The sequence below is a fragment of the Myroides sp. genome (genome assembly GCF_032073645.1).
GTDB classification, from domain to species: Bacteria; Bacteroidota; Bacteroidia; order Flavobacteriales; family Flavobacteriaceae; genus Flavobacterium; species Flavobacterium odoratimimum.
The window spans coordinates 1-14772 of the sequence record NZ_DAMANB010000037.1; the positions used below are offsets into that span (position 1 = coordinate 1).

The 14772-nt window shown below is 32.7% G+C and carries 14 protein-coding genes; 10 read left to right on the forward strand and 4 right to left on the reverse strand.

Going from position 1 to position 14772, the window contains the following annotated elements; all coding sequences use genetic code 11:
* Positions 1–57: 57 nt before the first annotated feature.
* The 6 genes from RT228_RS17480 to RT228_RS17505 all read left to right on the forward strand — a co-directional run bounded on the left by RT228_RS17480 (position 58) and on the right by RT228_RS17505 (position 5568).
* On the forward strand, positions 58–252 hold the full coding sequence (locus tag RT228_RS17480) for a hypothetical protein (RefSeq protein ID WP_286421147.1): 195 nt from the start codon (positions 58–60) through the stop codon (positions 250–252).
* 67 nt (positions 253–319) lie between these two features.
* Positions 320–1012 carry a CPBP family intramembrane glutamic endopeptidase gene (locus RT228_RS17485; RefSeq protein ID WP_286421149.1) on the forward strand — a complete coding sequence of 231 codons (693 nt, stop codon included), beginning with the start codon at positions 320–322 and terminating at the stop codon, positions 1010–1012.
* 735 nt (positions 1013–1747) lie between these two features.
* Positions 1748–3883: a cbb3-type cytochrome c oxidase subunit I gene (locus RT228_RS17490; RefSeq protein WP_313139135.1), complete on the forward strand. Its 2136-nt coding sequence runs from the start codon at positions 1748–1750 to the stop codon at positions 3881–3883.
* 5 nt (positions 3884–3888) lie between these two features.
* Positions 3889–4902: a cbb3-type cytochrome c oxidase subunit II gene (locus RT228_RS17495; protein ID WP_006260113.1), complete on the forward strand. Its 1014-nt coding sequence runs from the start codon at positions 3889–3891 to the stop codon at positions 4900–4902.
* The gene (locus tag RT228_RS17500; RefSeq protein ID WP_006260114.1) at positions 4902–5189 is read left to right on the forward strand and encodes a hypothetical protein; all 288 of its coding nucleotides are present in this window, start codon (positions 4902–4904) and stop codon (positions 5187–5189) included. Before RT228_RS17495 ends, RT228_RS17500 begins: the two co-directional genes overlap by 1 nt.
* The gene (locus RT228_RS17505) at positions 5173–5568 is read left to right on the forward strand and encodes a hypothetical protein (RefSeq protein WP_006260115.1); all 396 of its coding nucleotides are present in this window, start codon (positions 5173–5175) and stop codon (positions 5566–5568) included. Before RT228_RS17500 ends, RT228_RS17505 begins: the two co-directional genes overlap by 17 nt.
* Before the next feature lie 105 nt (positions 5569–5673).
* Here RT228_RS17505 and RT228_RS17510 read toward each other — a convergent pair whose 3' ends face one another.
* Both RT228_RS17510 and RT228_RS17515 read right to left on the reverse strand, forming a co-directional pair.
* The gene (locus tag RT228_RS17510; protein ID WP_006260117.1) at positions 5674–7113 is read right to left on the reverse strand and encodes a PLP-dependent aminotransferase family protein; all 1440 of its coding nucleotides are present in this window, start codon (positions 7111–7113) and stop codon (positions 5674–5676) included.
* Positions 7114–7227: 114 nt separating this feature from the next.
* Entirely contained in the window at positions 7228–8181 is a 954-nt protein-coding gene (locus tag RT228_RS17515) for an alpha/beta fold hydrolase (protein WP_006260118.1), read from the reverse strand.
* A gap of 272 nt (positions 8182–8453) precedes the next feature.
* Here RT228_RS17515 and glyA point away from each other — a divergent pair, with 272 nt between their 5' ends.
* Positions 8454–9746 (forward strand): serine hydroxymethyltransferase, encoded by a 1293-nt coding sequence (gene glyA, locus RT228_RS17520; protein ID WP_313139138.1) that lies wholly within the window; start codon positions 8454–8456, stop codon positions 9744–9746.
* Between the two features lie 152 nt (positions 9747–9898).
* Here the strand turns inward: glyA and RT228_RS17525 are convergent, their stop codons facing one another.
* Both RT228_RS17525 and RT228_RS17530 read right to left on the reverse strand, forming a co-directional pair.
* Positions 9899–11353 (reverse strand): PLP-dependent aminotransferase family protein, encoded by a 1455-nt coding sequence (locus tag RT228_RS17525; protein WP_313139140.1) that lies wholly within the window; start codon positions 11351–11353, stop codon positions 9899–9901.
* 182 nt (positions 11354–11535) lie between these two features.
* The gene (locus RT228_RS17530; RefSeq protein ID WP_006260121.1) at positions 11536–11766 is read right to left on the reverse strand and encodes a hypothetical protein; all 231 of its coding nucleotides are present in this window, start codon (positions 11764–11766) and stop codon (positions 11536–11538) included.
* A gap of 351 nt (positions 11767–12117) precedes the next feature.
* Here RT228_RS17530 and RT228_RS17535 point away from each other — a divergent pair, with 351 nt between their 5' ends.
* The 3 genes from RT228_RS17535 (at position 12118) to RT228_RS17545 (ending at position 14754) form a co-directional block, all read left to right on the forward strand.
* Positions 12118–12468: a winged helix-turn-helix transcriptional regulator gene (locus RT228_RS17535; RefSeq protein WP_006260122.1), complete on the forward strand. Its 351-nt coding sequence runs from the start codon at positions 12118–12120 to the stop codon at positions 12466–12468.
* 93 nt (positions 12469–12561) lie between these two features.
* Positions 12562–13437: a helix-turn-helix domain-containing protein gene (locus RT228_RS17540; RefSeq protein ID WP_006260123.1), complete on the forward strand. Its 876-nt coding sequence runs from the start codon at positions 12562–12564 to the stop codon at positions 13435–13437.
* Positions 13438–13518: 81 nt separating this feature from the next.
* On the forward strand, positions 13519–14754 hold the full coding sequence (locus RT228_RS17545; RefSeq protein WP_006260124.1) for a TCR/Tet family MFS transporter: 1236 nt from the start codon (positions 13519–13521) through the stop codon (positions 14752–14754).
* The last annotated feature ends 18 nt before the right edge of the window (positions 14755–14772 follow it).

A 14772-nucleotide genomic window follows, 5' to 3' on the forward strand; every position in this document is an offset into this window, starting at 1 on the left:
TAGCACAAAGATATTATTTTACACTTTCCTCCCCAACTTTTAACGTTGATCCTAACTTTGTGCAAGACAATACTAACACATAGATATGGATATGTATTAAATAATCCGTTACTTTATGCAGGTCCAAATGCAGAGGTTATTTCTGTTTTAATTGGTATAAGTGTTGGAGTTGTAATCAATGGAATTATGAATTCTATTAATAGATTTCCATTCTCTTATGGTGCTGAAAAGCTTTACCTTGACAGATTATAGCTGAGTATAGTTATTCTGCAGAAGTGGTAGTAGGACTTATAAAATATCATTATAAATACCTTTAAAGATGAATATGAAATTTGAAACTAAGTATAGTCGTATACTATTATTGATAATCTATACGATTTTGTTTTTTGTTATAGCTATTTATGGGGCAGGTTTTGTTTTTAAAGTTATAGATGTTTTTACAATTAGTATTCTTACTCTATTTATATTTAAGTATAAGGATTATAATAGCTTATTAAAAATAAGGTGCTCTTTATTGAATTGTTCTTTACTTATAGTAACGGCAATCTCTTTGGCTTTTTTAGGTAATGCTATTTATGCTAGAGGAGATGAATTTAATTTTGTCATGCAACAACGTTATGAATATTCTGCATTTAGTTTGTTTGGTTTATTTGTACTAAGCCCCGTTATTGAAGAACTTTTGTATAGAAAATATTGGTTTAGATTTTTGACAGAGAAACTTGATAAGATTGTTTCTATTGTTCTCATTTCTCTTGTGTTTAGTTTAATACATATTTTTGGTGAAATACCTTTAATCATACCATTTATCTCAAGTATATTTTTATTCTGGATATATAATAAAACTCAAAGCATAAGTTTATGTGTTTTATGGCACATGGTGTTTAATATTACATCATTTTATTCACCTGCTTTCTTTACAATAGATAATATAGGGAATCTGAAAATGCTTAGTTTAGTAGTTAGTTTATTATCTTTATTACTGCTTTTCTTCTCTTTTAAAAGAAATGAATAATACTCCATACAGAAGTGGTTTTTAGTATATCATTATTCCTCGTAGGTATAGGAAAACTAGAAGAGCACTTTCTAAGCTGTACGCAGCACACCATTGAAATAGCTCTAAATACAACAAGCTTATTACAACTTTATAAATAGGTAAACGAAGTACAAGTTTTGAATTTAGAAGAACCCTCGCTACTTTGTAAAGCTCTTGTTACTGGCTCGCGTTCTTGTCAGTTCGTTTATTATATAAAAGCCATCTACAACTCCAAACTTCTACAGCACCTCATTCAGTCTATTTTCTAATGATATTTACCAAAGTATCGGCAATTATCTTCATAAACATAAGGAAGAGTGATAAAGACAGACAAAAAGCTCTCCGAATAAGATGTGCACAACAATTTAAAAAATAAGCTACCTTATTTATAAAACATACGGTATAAAGAGGCTAATTCTCTTTCACTGCTGAAAAGCCCGATAACATTCGTTATCGGGCTTTTTTATGTGCTGGTGTAACCTTATCCTTTTAAAAATTCGCATAAAGAATTATTTCGTTTACAGCACCCATAGAGTAGTTGTTTTTATCCCCAACCTCTTTACTTGGTCTATGTTATTATCTCTAATCTGTACCATCTCTTTCATGAGGGAGCACAATACCTTTGGCTTTAGATAATAAATACTAAACACATGGTATGCCAACACGATTATCTATAAACAAGGTGTATGGTTTACTTACTTAATAATACTCATAATGAAAATACTGTCTTTTGCTCCGTGGTCTATTTTTATAAGTTTTCTACTTTTTATCCATCCAACAGCGATTTGGGCTAACAATATGGAGCCTTTAAAATTTAGGGTTAATAACCAAGATATCTTTGTTGTTATCGTTTTGATTCTAGTAGTGCTATTGAGTGCTTTTTTTAGATCATTATATTTAAAGGCATCTTATCTTGATAAGTTGTACAATTTAAACAAAGAATTAGATTCAAATTTAGTAAAGATATCTATCACAAGCCTTACAAAACGTCAAATCCGTGTTTTATTAAAAAGTACAAAGTTAAAATATCTGATAGGGTTTATTTTCTTTATTTCTGCATCAAATCTTTTTGCACAGAGTAATATCAAAACAACAGAACCATCTCTTTTAACAGAGCCAGGGATTATCATTATTTTGATTCTAATCTCAATTCCTATTCTATTAGGTGTAGTAATTATGCTTATTAAAATTTCCAATATTATTAGTGTGCAAAAAAATAAGCTAGAAGATCAGCATACAAAACAATTTAAAGAGTATTTAGAACATCTGTCTGAAGAGGAATCTGACTCTTTAAAAAAACGAGAGATTGCCCTAGGGTTTTCATTATCCAATAAAGAACTCTCAGGAGAAAGTTTAATTCAAGATCAAAAGGGGTTGATTTCGTTGTCAAAGACTGAACTAGCACCCGTTGTTGCTAATAAGAAAAGAAATTCTGTCAAGGTAGATATAGATCCAGGTTTGGCTAAACTGATTTTATGGTTTTTAGGAACAGCTAGCTTTTGGTTAATTGTAGGTACCACTATTGGAGAGTATTTAGGGATTAAATTTATAGCACCAGATATAGATCATAGTAGTTGGCTTAGCTTTGGAAGACTAAGACCGGTGCATACTAATGCTGTATTCTGGGGATGGGCTTCTTTAGGGATGATTGGATTGGGGTATTATATCGTACCTAGAGTTAGTAATACAAACTTGGTCAATATTAAATGGGGATGGTATTCACTTGTTTTAATTAATGCTTCCGTTTTTATCGGGTCTATTAGTTTAATGGCTGGTGTAAACAATGGAGGAGGAGAGTATAGAGAGTATATATGGCCTATTATGTTATTGTTTGCTTTAGGGTTGTACTTTACGCTTAGATGCTATTTAAAGACTATAGCCAATAGAACAGATAAGGATATTTATATTTCTAATTGGTATATCGTTGCTGCCGTTATCTTTATTACTATAGTAGCTGTTGTTGGATACTTACCTTTTTGGCAAGATGGTTTAGGTGAGACAATCGTGCAGGGGTATTATATGCATCAAGCAGTAGGGATGTGGTTTATGCTTTTTACTCTAGGGATAGTATATTACTTTCTGCCACAACAACTTAATAAACCAATATATTCATACAGTTTAGGAATATTAGCTTTTTGGAGCCAGATATTGTTTTATACATTAATTGGAACCCATCACTTTGTTTTTAGTGCTATACCATGGTGGTTACAGACTGTTGCTATTGTAGCTAGTGTTGGAATGGTTATTCCTGTAGTAGCGGGTACAACTAATTTTTTCTTAACCTTTAAAGGAGTCTGGTATAAAATCAAGGATAGTTACACCATTCCCTTTTTTGTAATAGGTATTATGTTCTATTTTACGGGTTCTTTGCAAGGTACAGCAGAATCCTTTCGATTTACAAATCTGCTTTGGCACTTTACAGACTTTACAGTGGCTCACTCTCATTTGACGATGTATGGAATTATCACTTTTCTTTTATGGGGTTCTATATATGCATTAGTACCACAAATAACGGGTAAAGAAGCCCCACAGATTACAATCGGAGCTCATTTTTGGTTAGCCTTAATAGGATTGTTGTTTTATTCTATCCCTTTAATGTACGGGGGAACATTAAGAGGCTTAATGTGGATGGAAGACTCTGCCTTTATAGAGAGTGTCAAGTTTATGATGCCTTATTGGCTATGGAGAGCTATTGGAGGAAGTCTAATGTGGTTATCTCATCTATTCTTTGTCTATAATTTTTATAAGATGATTCAAAAAGACGAATCCGTTTCTTTAGATAGGGTAGACTTAACCTTTGAGAAACTAGCTGATGATAGCGTAGATAATGACAAAATATTTAATAATTAGTAGATATGGATATATTTAGCAACCATAAAAAACTTTATGTAATAGCAACTATTTTATTTTTGATTCTAACACTATTTGTAGCTATTCTACCAGCCCTAGATAATCAGTCTAAAATACATCCTTTACCTGATGCGATCCCTCTAACACAATCAGAGAAAAGAGGAAAAGATATATTTATAGCTAATGGATGTGTAGCTTGTCATAGTCAGCAAGTTAGAAATGTAGAAATGGATAGAAAATGGGGGAGTAGACCTTCTATATCTGCAGATTATGCGGGTAATAAAAGAGTTGATTTTTGGACGAATACTGCTACGCTGATGGGAACAGAAAGAACAGGTCCTGATCTTATAGATATAGGTACACGTCAACCTAGTTTAGACTGGCATTTAGTTCATCTTTATAATCCTCGTATTGTCGTTAAAGAATCCATTATGCCTTCGTATTCTTTTCTGTTTACATCTAAAGAGCATCCTGATAAAGAGGATGTTGTAGTCAGTGTACCAGAGACATTCTTAAGGGATAAGAAATTAAAGATTGTAGCTACTCAAGATGCTTTAGATTTGGTTGCATATCTGCAAGCTTTAAAGCAGACTCCATTGCCTGGAACGATTATGACTCCTGAGTTTTTATATCCTAAAGAACAAGATGTTACACAAGGAGTAACTACAGGACAGACTAAAACGGCTTTGGATGGTAAAAACCTTTATATGAATAATTGTGCAGCCTGTCATCAGGCCAATGGAGAAGGACTCTCAGGTGCGTTTCCTCCTTTAAAAAACAGTGCTATTGTTACTGGAGATAACCTCCAACTATTTGTAGATATTATAATGAATGGATATGATGCTAGAGAGGAGTATGGGGTAATGCCTGCGGTAGGTACTAATGCGAATTGGACGGAGGAAGAAGTTACTGCAATAGTTAACTACGAGCGCAATAATTGGGGAAATAAAGCTCCCTTGGTAACAGTAGATGAAGTAAAACAGATCATGGATTATATCAACCAAATAAAGGATAAATAATGAAAGTAAATTGTAAAAGGATTCTTACTATAATAGGATTATTACTTGCCAATGTAATTTATGCTTGTCCTGTTTGTGAACGCAATCAACCTAAATTACTAAAAGGAGTTGTACATGGTGTAGGACCTGATAGTAAATGGGATTATACTATTATAGTTGTGATTGCTATTTTGGTTTTAGCTACGTTAATCTTCTCTATTAAATGGTTAGTAAAACCAGGAGAAGAATCTAAAGAACACATTAAAAGAACTGTATTAAACGACCTATTAGATGGAGCAGAGAAGTAGAGTATTCATTTTTATTGATGATGAACATCAACCTATTGCAGAGCTCGAAACACCTGTAAATTTCGAACTCGATACGCATAAATTAGTGGATGGGGATCATACCTTAAAAATTGTAAGTAAAGATCACACGGGAAAAGAGGGGATTAGAATTATTCCGTTTACAGTAAAGAATGGCCCAGCTATAGATATAGAAGGAATAAAGGAAAAGGCTGTGGTAGATGGTTTATTGTCTATACGCATTAATGCTTATGGAAAAGGCGATCAAAAGACTTTTTTAGTTGTGGGTAGCGAAACTCCTCAGAGTATTCCCTTTTGGGTATGGACAACCATTATTGTAATCTTTGCTTGGGGGATGTATTATCTTGTGCGTTATTTATAAAATATAAGCCACAATAAGCGTCATTAGGAACTGGATCACCTATCATAGGTAGAGATAATATGAAAAGAAGGAATAAAAATGCTGAATTAGAAAAACGCAATAGAGTTAGGAATATAGCTCTTGATTTAAACATTCTGCAATGATTTTTATTCCTTTTTCTAAATCTTCTTTAGTTAATCTACCGAAGCTAACTCTTAATCCGTTACTAGAGTGGTCTAGGTAATACTCATTAGGGTTTACTATATCAACGCCTTTGCTGGTTAATAAAGCACAGAAATTCTTAAAATCTATAGTCCTATTGAGTTTAATCCAAAAAGCAAGTCCTCCTTCTGGCAAGGTGAAATGGGTGGATTGGTCTAAATAATGCTTTAATAAGCTATAGGTGTAATCTCTTTTCTCTTTGTAATGAATTGTTGCTTTTTTGATATGTTTTTTAATAATTCCTTCTTTGATTAGCTCTAGTATTGCTAGCTCCATTATTCTATCACCTTGAATATCAATTATCTTTCTTAGTTTACTTACTTTCTTTATTAAAGAGGTCTTACTAGTCACTAAGTAACCTATTCTAAGAGAAGGAGCGACTACCTTACTTAAAGTTCCTATGTATATATAATTTTCTAGGTTAATATGGCTACAAAGGGGTAAAATGGGTCTTGTATTATAATGAAATTCATTATCATAGTCATCTTCAATGACAGTAAACCCGTATTGGTTAGAAAGTTCGATTATCTCTAATCTTCTTTTAAGACTAAGGGTAACTGTTGTTGGAAATTGATGATGAGGGGTTAGGTAAATTGCTTTAATTCTTTTATTCGTTTTTAGCTGTTCTATAATCTCACTAGTCACTATTCCTTGGTCATCTACATGAATAGGAATAAGATTAGCACCAGCATGTTTAAAAGCTTCCCAAGCAGAATTATACCCAGGGTTTTCTACTAGTATATAGTCTCCTTTAGTCAAGAGGGAATGAGCGATCATAAAGATAGCCATCTGCCCTCCACGTGTAATACAAATATTTTTTTCGGCTACATTCATCCCTCTTTGATGATTGAGCATATTAGCAATATGAGTAATGAATTTAGAATCGCCTAGTTCACTTCCATATCCCATCATTTGCCATTTAGCACTTCTATTAAAGATTTGTCTATAAGCGCGTGCCAGTTCTGCTATTGGAACTATTTTACTATCAGGATAGCCATTGTCAAAGACAATATTATTGTTCAGTAATAGGTCTGTTTCTTGTCTTTCTAATAAAGGCTCTATTGATTTTACAGGACTATCTTGTGAAATAGTATGTGCTACGAAAATTCCTTTTCTTTCTACGGATACCAGCCATTGTTCGGTAATTAAGATAGTCAGTGCGCGTACTACGGTGTTTCTATTGACATTTAGTAGAGTAGAGAGTGTACGCGTACTAGGTAGTAAATCTCCTTTTTTTAGTCTTCCTTTCTTGATATCATCAATGATGGCGTCAGCTATTTGTAAATACAAAGCCTTATTAGATGTATTCTCTAATCTAATTTCTAATTTCCATAATCTCTTCATCTGGATTACTTGATATAGTTAACTCTTATAAAATGCAATACTCCAAATGTAGTAAATTAAACTTTATAAAGAGTTGTAAAAACAGCTTTAAGCTAGAGAACTCTGATTATATTATTACAATTGATTTAAGTGTGTAGTAATCATATGAGCAGTTTGTTTGGGGTGAGAAATAAGTCCTCCATGACCTGCGCCTTGAATAGTCTGTAATTCTATTGAATTAACTTTCTGTTTTATTGTTTTTGCAACAGCTGTATATACTAAGATAGAATCTGATCCTGTAATAAGTGTTATTTTACCATTAAATTGATTAAGGATTTCTGGTTTTATATTTAATCTTTCAGGATCATTAGCTTGATCAAGCCAAGTAGTGTAACTAGCTGTCATTGTATTTCTGGCTCTTTGATCAAAAACAGAATACCAACTACCTTTTCCAAAGGCTACTTTTTCAATAAAATTAAAGGTTCCCTGTTCAATGTGTCCTTGTTCAAGTAAAGTTTTACTTTTTTGCATTTCATTCTGTACCTCTGATAGAATTTGTTTGTATTCAGTTTGTCCTTTAAGCATCCCAAAAATAGGAGGTTCATATAAAACAATACTCTCAACTCTATTAGCGTGATTATTGGCTAGTTCAATTGTGATATTTGCTCCATAAGAATGTCCTATAAAATGAGCTTTCTTAATCTGTAAAGCATCGAGTAGGGAAACGGCATCTTGGACATCCATTGATATTGTACCTTGTTCTTTATCTGGAGAAGAAGCACTATGTCCTCTTCTATCATATAAAATGATGGGATTAGTAGTAGTTTTAATTAACTCTTCTGCCACTGGTAACCAAGAATTATGATCATCCCATGAACCGTGTATAAATACAATAGGTATACCTTGCCCTTTTTTATAGCGTATAGCTAAATCAATATCATTAGTATTGATAATATAAAGAGGGGTATTTTCAATTGTAAAATATTCTAGTTCTATTTTTGAAGGTGTTTGTGCAAATACTTCAATTAAAGATAATTGAAATAGTAATAAGAATATTATCCCTATTTTTTTATATGAAAACTGTTTCATGTCTATTTAGTTTAATAAGGTTAAATGTACTTAAAATGATTTGAGATAAAAAAACATAACTAAGTAATGGCACTGTTTTTAGGAATAAAAAATATTAAACTCTTTAATTGTTAAAAGGATCAATCTGGATGCCTAAGAATAAAAAATCTGTCCCCAACTTACTAGGTTACTAACTGTTACTTTTGCTTTTTAAATATAATAAGATACTAGTTTATAGGCTTTTTAATCTAGATTATAAACTAGTAATCATAGCTAAACTAATTTATACAACTATGCACAACAACAACAACAACAACAACAACAACATTTTATTTGAATTAATCAAAAGAGAAGAAAGAAGACAAAGGGAGGGCTTAGAATTAATTGCTTCAGAGAACTTTGTTAGCGAGGATGTTTTAAGAGCCAATGGATCTATATTAACTAATAAGTATGCAGAAGGATATCCTGATAAACGATATTATGGAGGGTGTGAATATGTTGACTTTGTAGAGAATATGGCTATTGCATCTTTAAAAGAGATTTATGGTGCAGAATATGCTAATGTTCAACCACATTCTGGATCACAAGCTAATGTTGCTGTTTTTTCAGTTTGCTTAAAACCTGGAGATAAAATATTAGGATTTGACCTAACGCATGGAGGGCACTTGACTCATGGTTCTTCTGTGAATTTTTCAGGCAGATTATATGTTCCTTCATTCTATGGAGTAGATCAAGAAACAGGGGTACTTAATTATGATAAAATTGAAGAGATAGCTATCAAAGAAAAGCCTAAAATGATTATAGCTGGTGGAAGTGCATATTCTAGAGATATTAATTATAGTCGTTTTAGGGAAATAGCAGATAAGGTAGGAGCAATATTATTAGCAGATATGGCACATCCTGCAGGGTTAATAGCCAAAGGATTATTAAGTAATCCTATACCGCATTGTCACATTGTTACAACAACAACACATAAAACATTGCGAGGTCCACGAGGAGGAGTTATTTTAATGGGAAAAGATTTTGAAAATCCCTTTGGATATAAGACCTTAAAAGGAGAGCTAAGAATGATGTCTAGTCTTCTAGATGCGTCTGTATTTCCTGGTAATCAAGGTGGTCCACTAATGCATACTATTGCAGCCAAAGCGGTGGCTTTTAATGAAGTATTGACAGATGATTTTAAGGTATATGCTAATCAGATTCAAAAAAATATGAAAGTAATGGCAGATGCTTTTTTGTTGCGTGGATATAATATCGTCTCTGGAGGAACGGATAACCATTTGGTATTAATTGATTTAAGAAATAAAGATATATCTGGTAAGGAGGCTGAAAGTATTTTAGAACATGCTGGGATTACAGTGAATAAGAATATGGTTCCTTATGATGATAAATCGAACTTCATTACTTCTGGTATTAGGGTGGGAGCTGCGGCAGTAACAACCAGAGGGTTAAAAGAAGCAGATATGAAAAAAATAGTGCACTTTATTGATGAAGTATTAATATATAAAGATAATGCTACGAAACATAAACAGATAAAGCAAGAAATTCAAAATATGATGAAAGATTATCCTATGTTTTCTAGGTAATCTTAGATATAATAGCAGTAATTGTTTATCAATATAGAATCACTAATTCTAGAGATCGTGTGTTGTGAGTAGAAAAAGTAGCTTCTGTATTTAAATTTAACCCATGCTATAAATGGAATACCTCGTGTGTAACTTCTCACGAGGTGTTGCATTTATTGATGTTTGATAAAATGATCTTTCAGAATATGAATAGCTTGAAGAATTTCTCTCTCGTTTAAAGAAGCAAATCCAAACCTAAAAGCATTCTCTTCTTTACTAATATGTTTAATCCTTAATTTGGATAGGTTTTGTATTGCTGATATTGGATATTGTTTATCTACTTTTATCCATACTGCCATCCCTCCTGTAGGCAAAGTGTAAGAAATATACTTGTTCAGTTCCTTTTTTAATAGTTGATCTAATAACTCTAGTCTTTCCTGATAAAACTTTTTAGCTTTTTTAAAATACCTTGTAAATTCTCCTTCTTTAATCAAGCTAGCTAAAGAGTTTTGCATATACGCATCATTTCCTACATCAATTGTTTTTCTTAGTTCAACACATTGTTGAATGAAGTTTTTTGGAGCGACCATAAAACCTATACGAATGGATGGTCCTAATATTTTAGAAAATGAACCGATGTAAATAACATTACCATTATGCCCGCCACTAGCTAATGGAAGGTATGGAGGAGTTGTATAGTGATAATCAAAGTCATAATCATCTTCTATGATAGCGAAGTGATATTGCTTAGAAAGTTCTAAGAGGTGCACACGTCTGTCAACACTTAAAGTGACAGTAGTAGGGTAGTGATGATGAGAAATAACATAAACAGCTGTTATTGTTGTTGTTTTACAAAGTGACTCTAGTTCGTCTGTTTTTAGTCCTTTTTCATTTATTCCTATTTCTAACACTTTCGCTCCAGTATTGCTGAATGTTTGACTAGCTTTTGGGTAATTAGGTTTAGCTACAACAATTTTTGCCTTTTTATTGAGTAATAATTGTGCTGAAAGATAAATACTCATTTGTGCTCCATGAGTAATAAGAATATTCTCTTTAGAGAAAATAAGCCCTCTAGTTTCGGATAGGTAATTGACAAGCTGTTCTCTTAGAGCGAGGGTTCCCTGTGGGTTTTCAAGATTAGCATTTTTAATTGAATAGGTTCTTGTAACATAAGAGCGATAGGTCTTTAATAATGCACTTATAGGAGAAAGTCTAATATCTGGAAAACCGTCATCGATAATAATATCTGGAATAACTGTGTTTTCTTCTACAGAGTGATCTACATCATGGTATTGATTAAATGGTAAATTAAAGTCAATATCATAGGAGTGTATACTAGAGAACTCTTCCCACTTTGACGCTTTGAGATTAGGAATGGACTCTGATATAGTTGCTCTTTTTCGAGGTGACATAGAAATCCAGTCTTGTGTATACAGTTCTTCGTAAGCTGCAATTACAGTTTTTCTGTGAAGGTTTAAAGAGTCTGCTAAATCTCTACTTCCTGGGAGTTGATCTCCTGCTTTTAGATATCCATTTTTTATTGCATTGATAATTGATATAGCAATTTGTCTATAGATAGGCATTTTGCTTTTTTTATCGATACGAATGATATGTTCTATTGGGTACATATGAACTATAAGTTGATTTATAACGGATGTATAAATATAGAGTAAATAACGAGAAAGAATTGTTGTTTTTGTTGAATAATCGGTAAGGGAAAAAAATGTCTTTTTCTTACCGATTATTCAACTCTAATGTTGGCCAATAAGACAACTTATTATTTTTATATCAATTAGTGTCTAATGTAATTTTAGCTTTTGGACTTAGTTAGATGTAATTGAAGAAAACCATTTGTTACTTTATGAGTTACAATGTCAAATTTAGTGTTTAGTTTATCATACAATCCTAAAAGATCACCATTCCCTATAATGATTGGGTTGATATTAAAGTAAATATCAGTTATGAGTTCTTTCTCTATAAAGGTGTTGTAGGTACCCGTTCCTCCACCAATAGCTAGTTCTGTAATTCCTTTTGTAGCCATATAGGTTATCGTTTCTTCAGGACTATTAACAAAGGTGTAACCTTCTATAAGGGGATGTGTATTATTAGAGAGTACAATTATTTCTATCCCCTTAAAAAGATCTTTAACCTTTTGAGGTGACTTTTGAAAGTTTTGAAAAGTCCTCATGCCAATAACTAAGTTCCCAATTTGATGTGCAAGTTCAAGGTAGAAACTTAAGGCCTCTGGAGGCAATTGGTAAACAGAGTTGTCTGATAGAAATATTTGCGATTAAGGATACTTTCATTTGATTGTTTTTTAGAATTTCAACAAATCTAAGACACGCTTCCTTTATATTTGCTATGACTTACCTCAAGGATAGTAACTAAAACAATGGCAACAAGAAAAAACGATACAGTATCTAAACAAACAATTTTGGCACTAAGAGATGCTATTGAATTACTTAGTGGCAAGTGGAAATTTTGTATTCTTAATCATCTACGTACTAATGGGGTAATGCGATTTAAAGACTTGCAAGAACACGCAAAGGGAATTTCTCCTAAGGTATTGTCTAAAGAACTGCAGGAGTTGGAGGATAATTTACTAATTACTAGAACGGTTAATTCAACCAAACCAATTACAGTATCTTATAGTCTTACTGAGCACGCTCTAGAGAGTTATCCCGTTTTAGAATCTTTAATAGAGTTTGGCCAAAAGCATAGAGATAAAATTAAAGATAAATAGTGTAATTATACATTAAATAGTGTATGATAAAGGTACTTGTCATCAAAAGGAGGGAGGTACTTCTTTTTTGAAGATTTAAAAATATGTGTGAATATGGCTTTATTTATAACCCTTGATAATGTTTATAATCTATATGATCTTGATGTAGCAAGGAAGATAGATGGTATTGTTGTTTTTCATCAACATAGTAAGGCTAATCAAAATTATAAGAAACATAGTCGTCTATTTGAAGGACTGTTGTTAGGTGTTGTATTAAAAGGATCAATGAAAACTCAGGTACATTTTTCTGAATATGAGGTTAATGAAGGGGATATAGCAGTTGTTCCTCCGCAAGTTATGATCGAAACAAAGTCTTTAAGTGAAGATGCAGAAATAGTAACTATTGGTCTTTCATTGGATTTTATTTCAACCTTTCCCATATTAAGAGAATTTGTAATGAATGACCAGATTCGTTGGCAACCGATTATAAGATTGGATTCTGAAGAGCTTCTCTTACAACAGGAGTTAATCAGGCTTATTGAGAAAGTATACAATAAGGAGCAAAGCTCTAATAAAATAGAAATGCTCAAACATCTTGTTATGGCATTGATTAATTTGATTATCGAAAAGTATCAGGATGTGCCTAATACTAAAAACCGAACGAAGAATCGAACACACGAAATCATCGATAACTTTTACTCTTTGGTATCTACATATGCTCACAAGCAACGAAATGTACAGTTTTATGCAGATAAACTACATTTAAGTACACAGTACCTCTCGTCGTTTCTAAAACAGAATACGGGTAAATCTACTTTGCAATGGATTGATCATGTACTCATATTACATGCTAAAACACTGCTTAAATCATCAAGTTTATCAATAAAAGAGATTAGTAATGAGCTAGAGTTCACAGATACTAGCGTGTTCTGTAGATACTTTAAACGAAATACAGGAATGTCTCCTAAGTTATATCGAGAGGAAGAGTAATCATCGAGAGGCTTAGAAATAGTACTTAAAACCTCTTAAATCGTCAATACCCTGTTTTGTCACTCTGTTTACTTTTACCACATGAAAAAAACAGATAAAAAAGCAGCAGTAGGGTTTATATTTATTACCCTATTGCTAGATATAACAGGATGGGGTATCATACTTCCTGTCGTTCCGAAACTGATTGGTGAGCTTATTCAAGGTGATATTAGTGAAGCCGCTAAGTACGGTGGATGGCTTGGTTTCGCCTATACATTTACACAGTTTGTGTTTTCTCCCTTAGTAGGTAATCTTAGTGATAAGTATGGTAGACGACCTATTTTACTGATTTCTCTTTTTGGCTTTTCGATAGATTATATCTTATTAGCTCTCGCACCTTCTATAGGATGGTTATTTGTAGGTCGTATTATAGCAGGACTGACAGGAGCTAGTATTTCTACGGCAAGTGCATACATTGCTGATATATCTACTGATGAGAACAGAACAAAGAACTTCGGGGTAATAGGAGCTGCTTTTGGTTTAGGGTTTATAATAGGGCCTGTTTTAGGAGGTTTATTAGGACATTATGGAGCGCGAGTGCCTTTTTATGTAGCAGCTGTATTATGTCTTCTGAATTTCCTTTACGGGTATTTTATGCTTCCTGAGAGTCTAGATAAGAGTAAGAGAAGGTCATTTGAGTGGAAACGTGCTAATCCGATTAGTTCTTTTCAGTTTTTATTTAAACATCCTAAAATTTCTAATCTAGTATTCGCTTTAGTGTTCATCAATATTGGACTACATGCAGTTCAAAGTAATTGGCATTTCTTTACGATGTATAAGTTTAGTTGGACAGAAAGGCTAGTGGGTATCTCATTAGGGATATTAGGATTGTTAATTGGATTGGTACAAGGAGTATTGATAAGATGGAGTGCGCCTAAATTAGGAGAGCAAAAAAGTATCTATTTAGGACTTTTATTTTATGCATTAGGACTATTATTGTTTGCTTTTGCAAATCAAGGATGGATGATGTTAGTTTTTTTAATACCGTATTCTTTAGGGGGTATTTGTGGTCCTTCTCTTCAGTCTTTAATTAGTAAAAGTGTACCTTCTGATCAACAAGGTGAATTACAAGGAGCCTTAACAAGTTTAGTGAGTGTTACTTCTATAATAGGCCCACCTGTTATGACTAACTTATTCTATTATTTTACTCATGAGAGTGCATCTTTTGAGTTTTCGGGAGCTCCATTTTTATTGGCGTCACTATTGATGTTTATCAGTGCAGTGTTTATCTATTATAGTTTTAAAAACAATAGCGTCCTAAATAAATTTAAGGCATAAAATATCCTCCCATTTTAG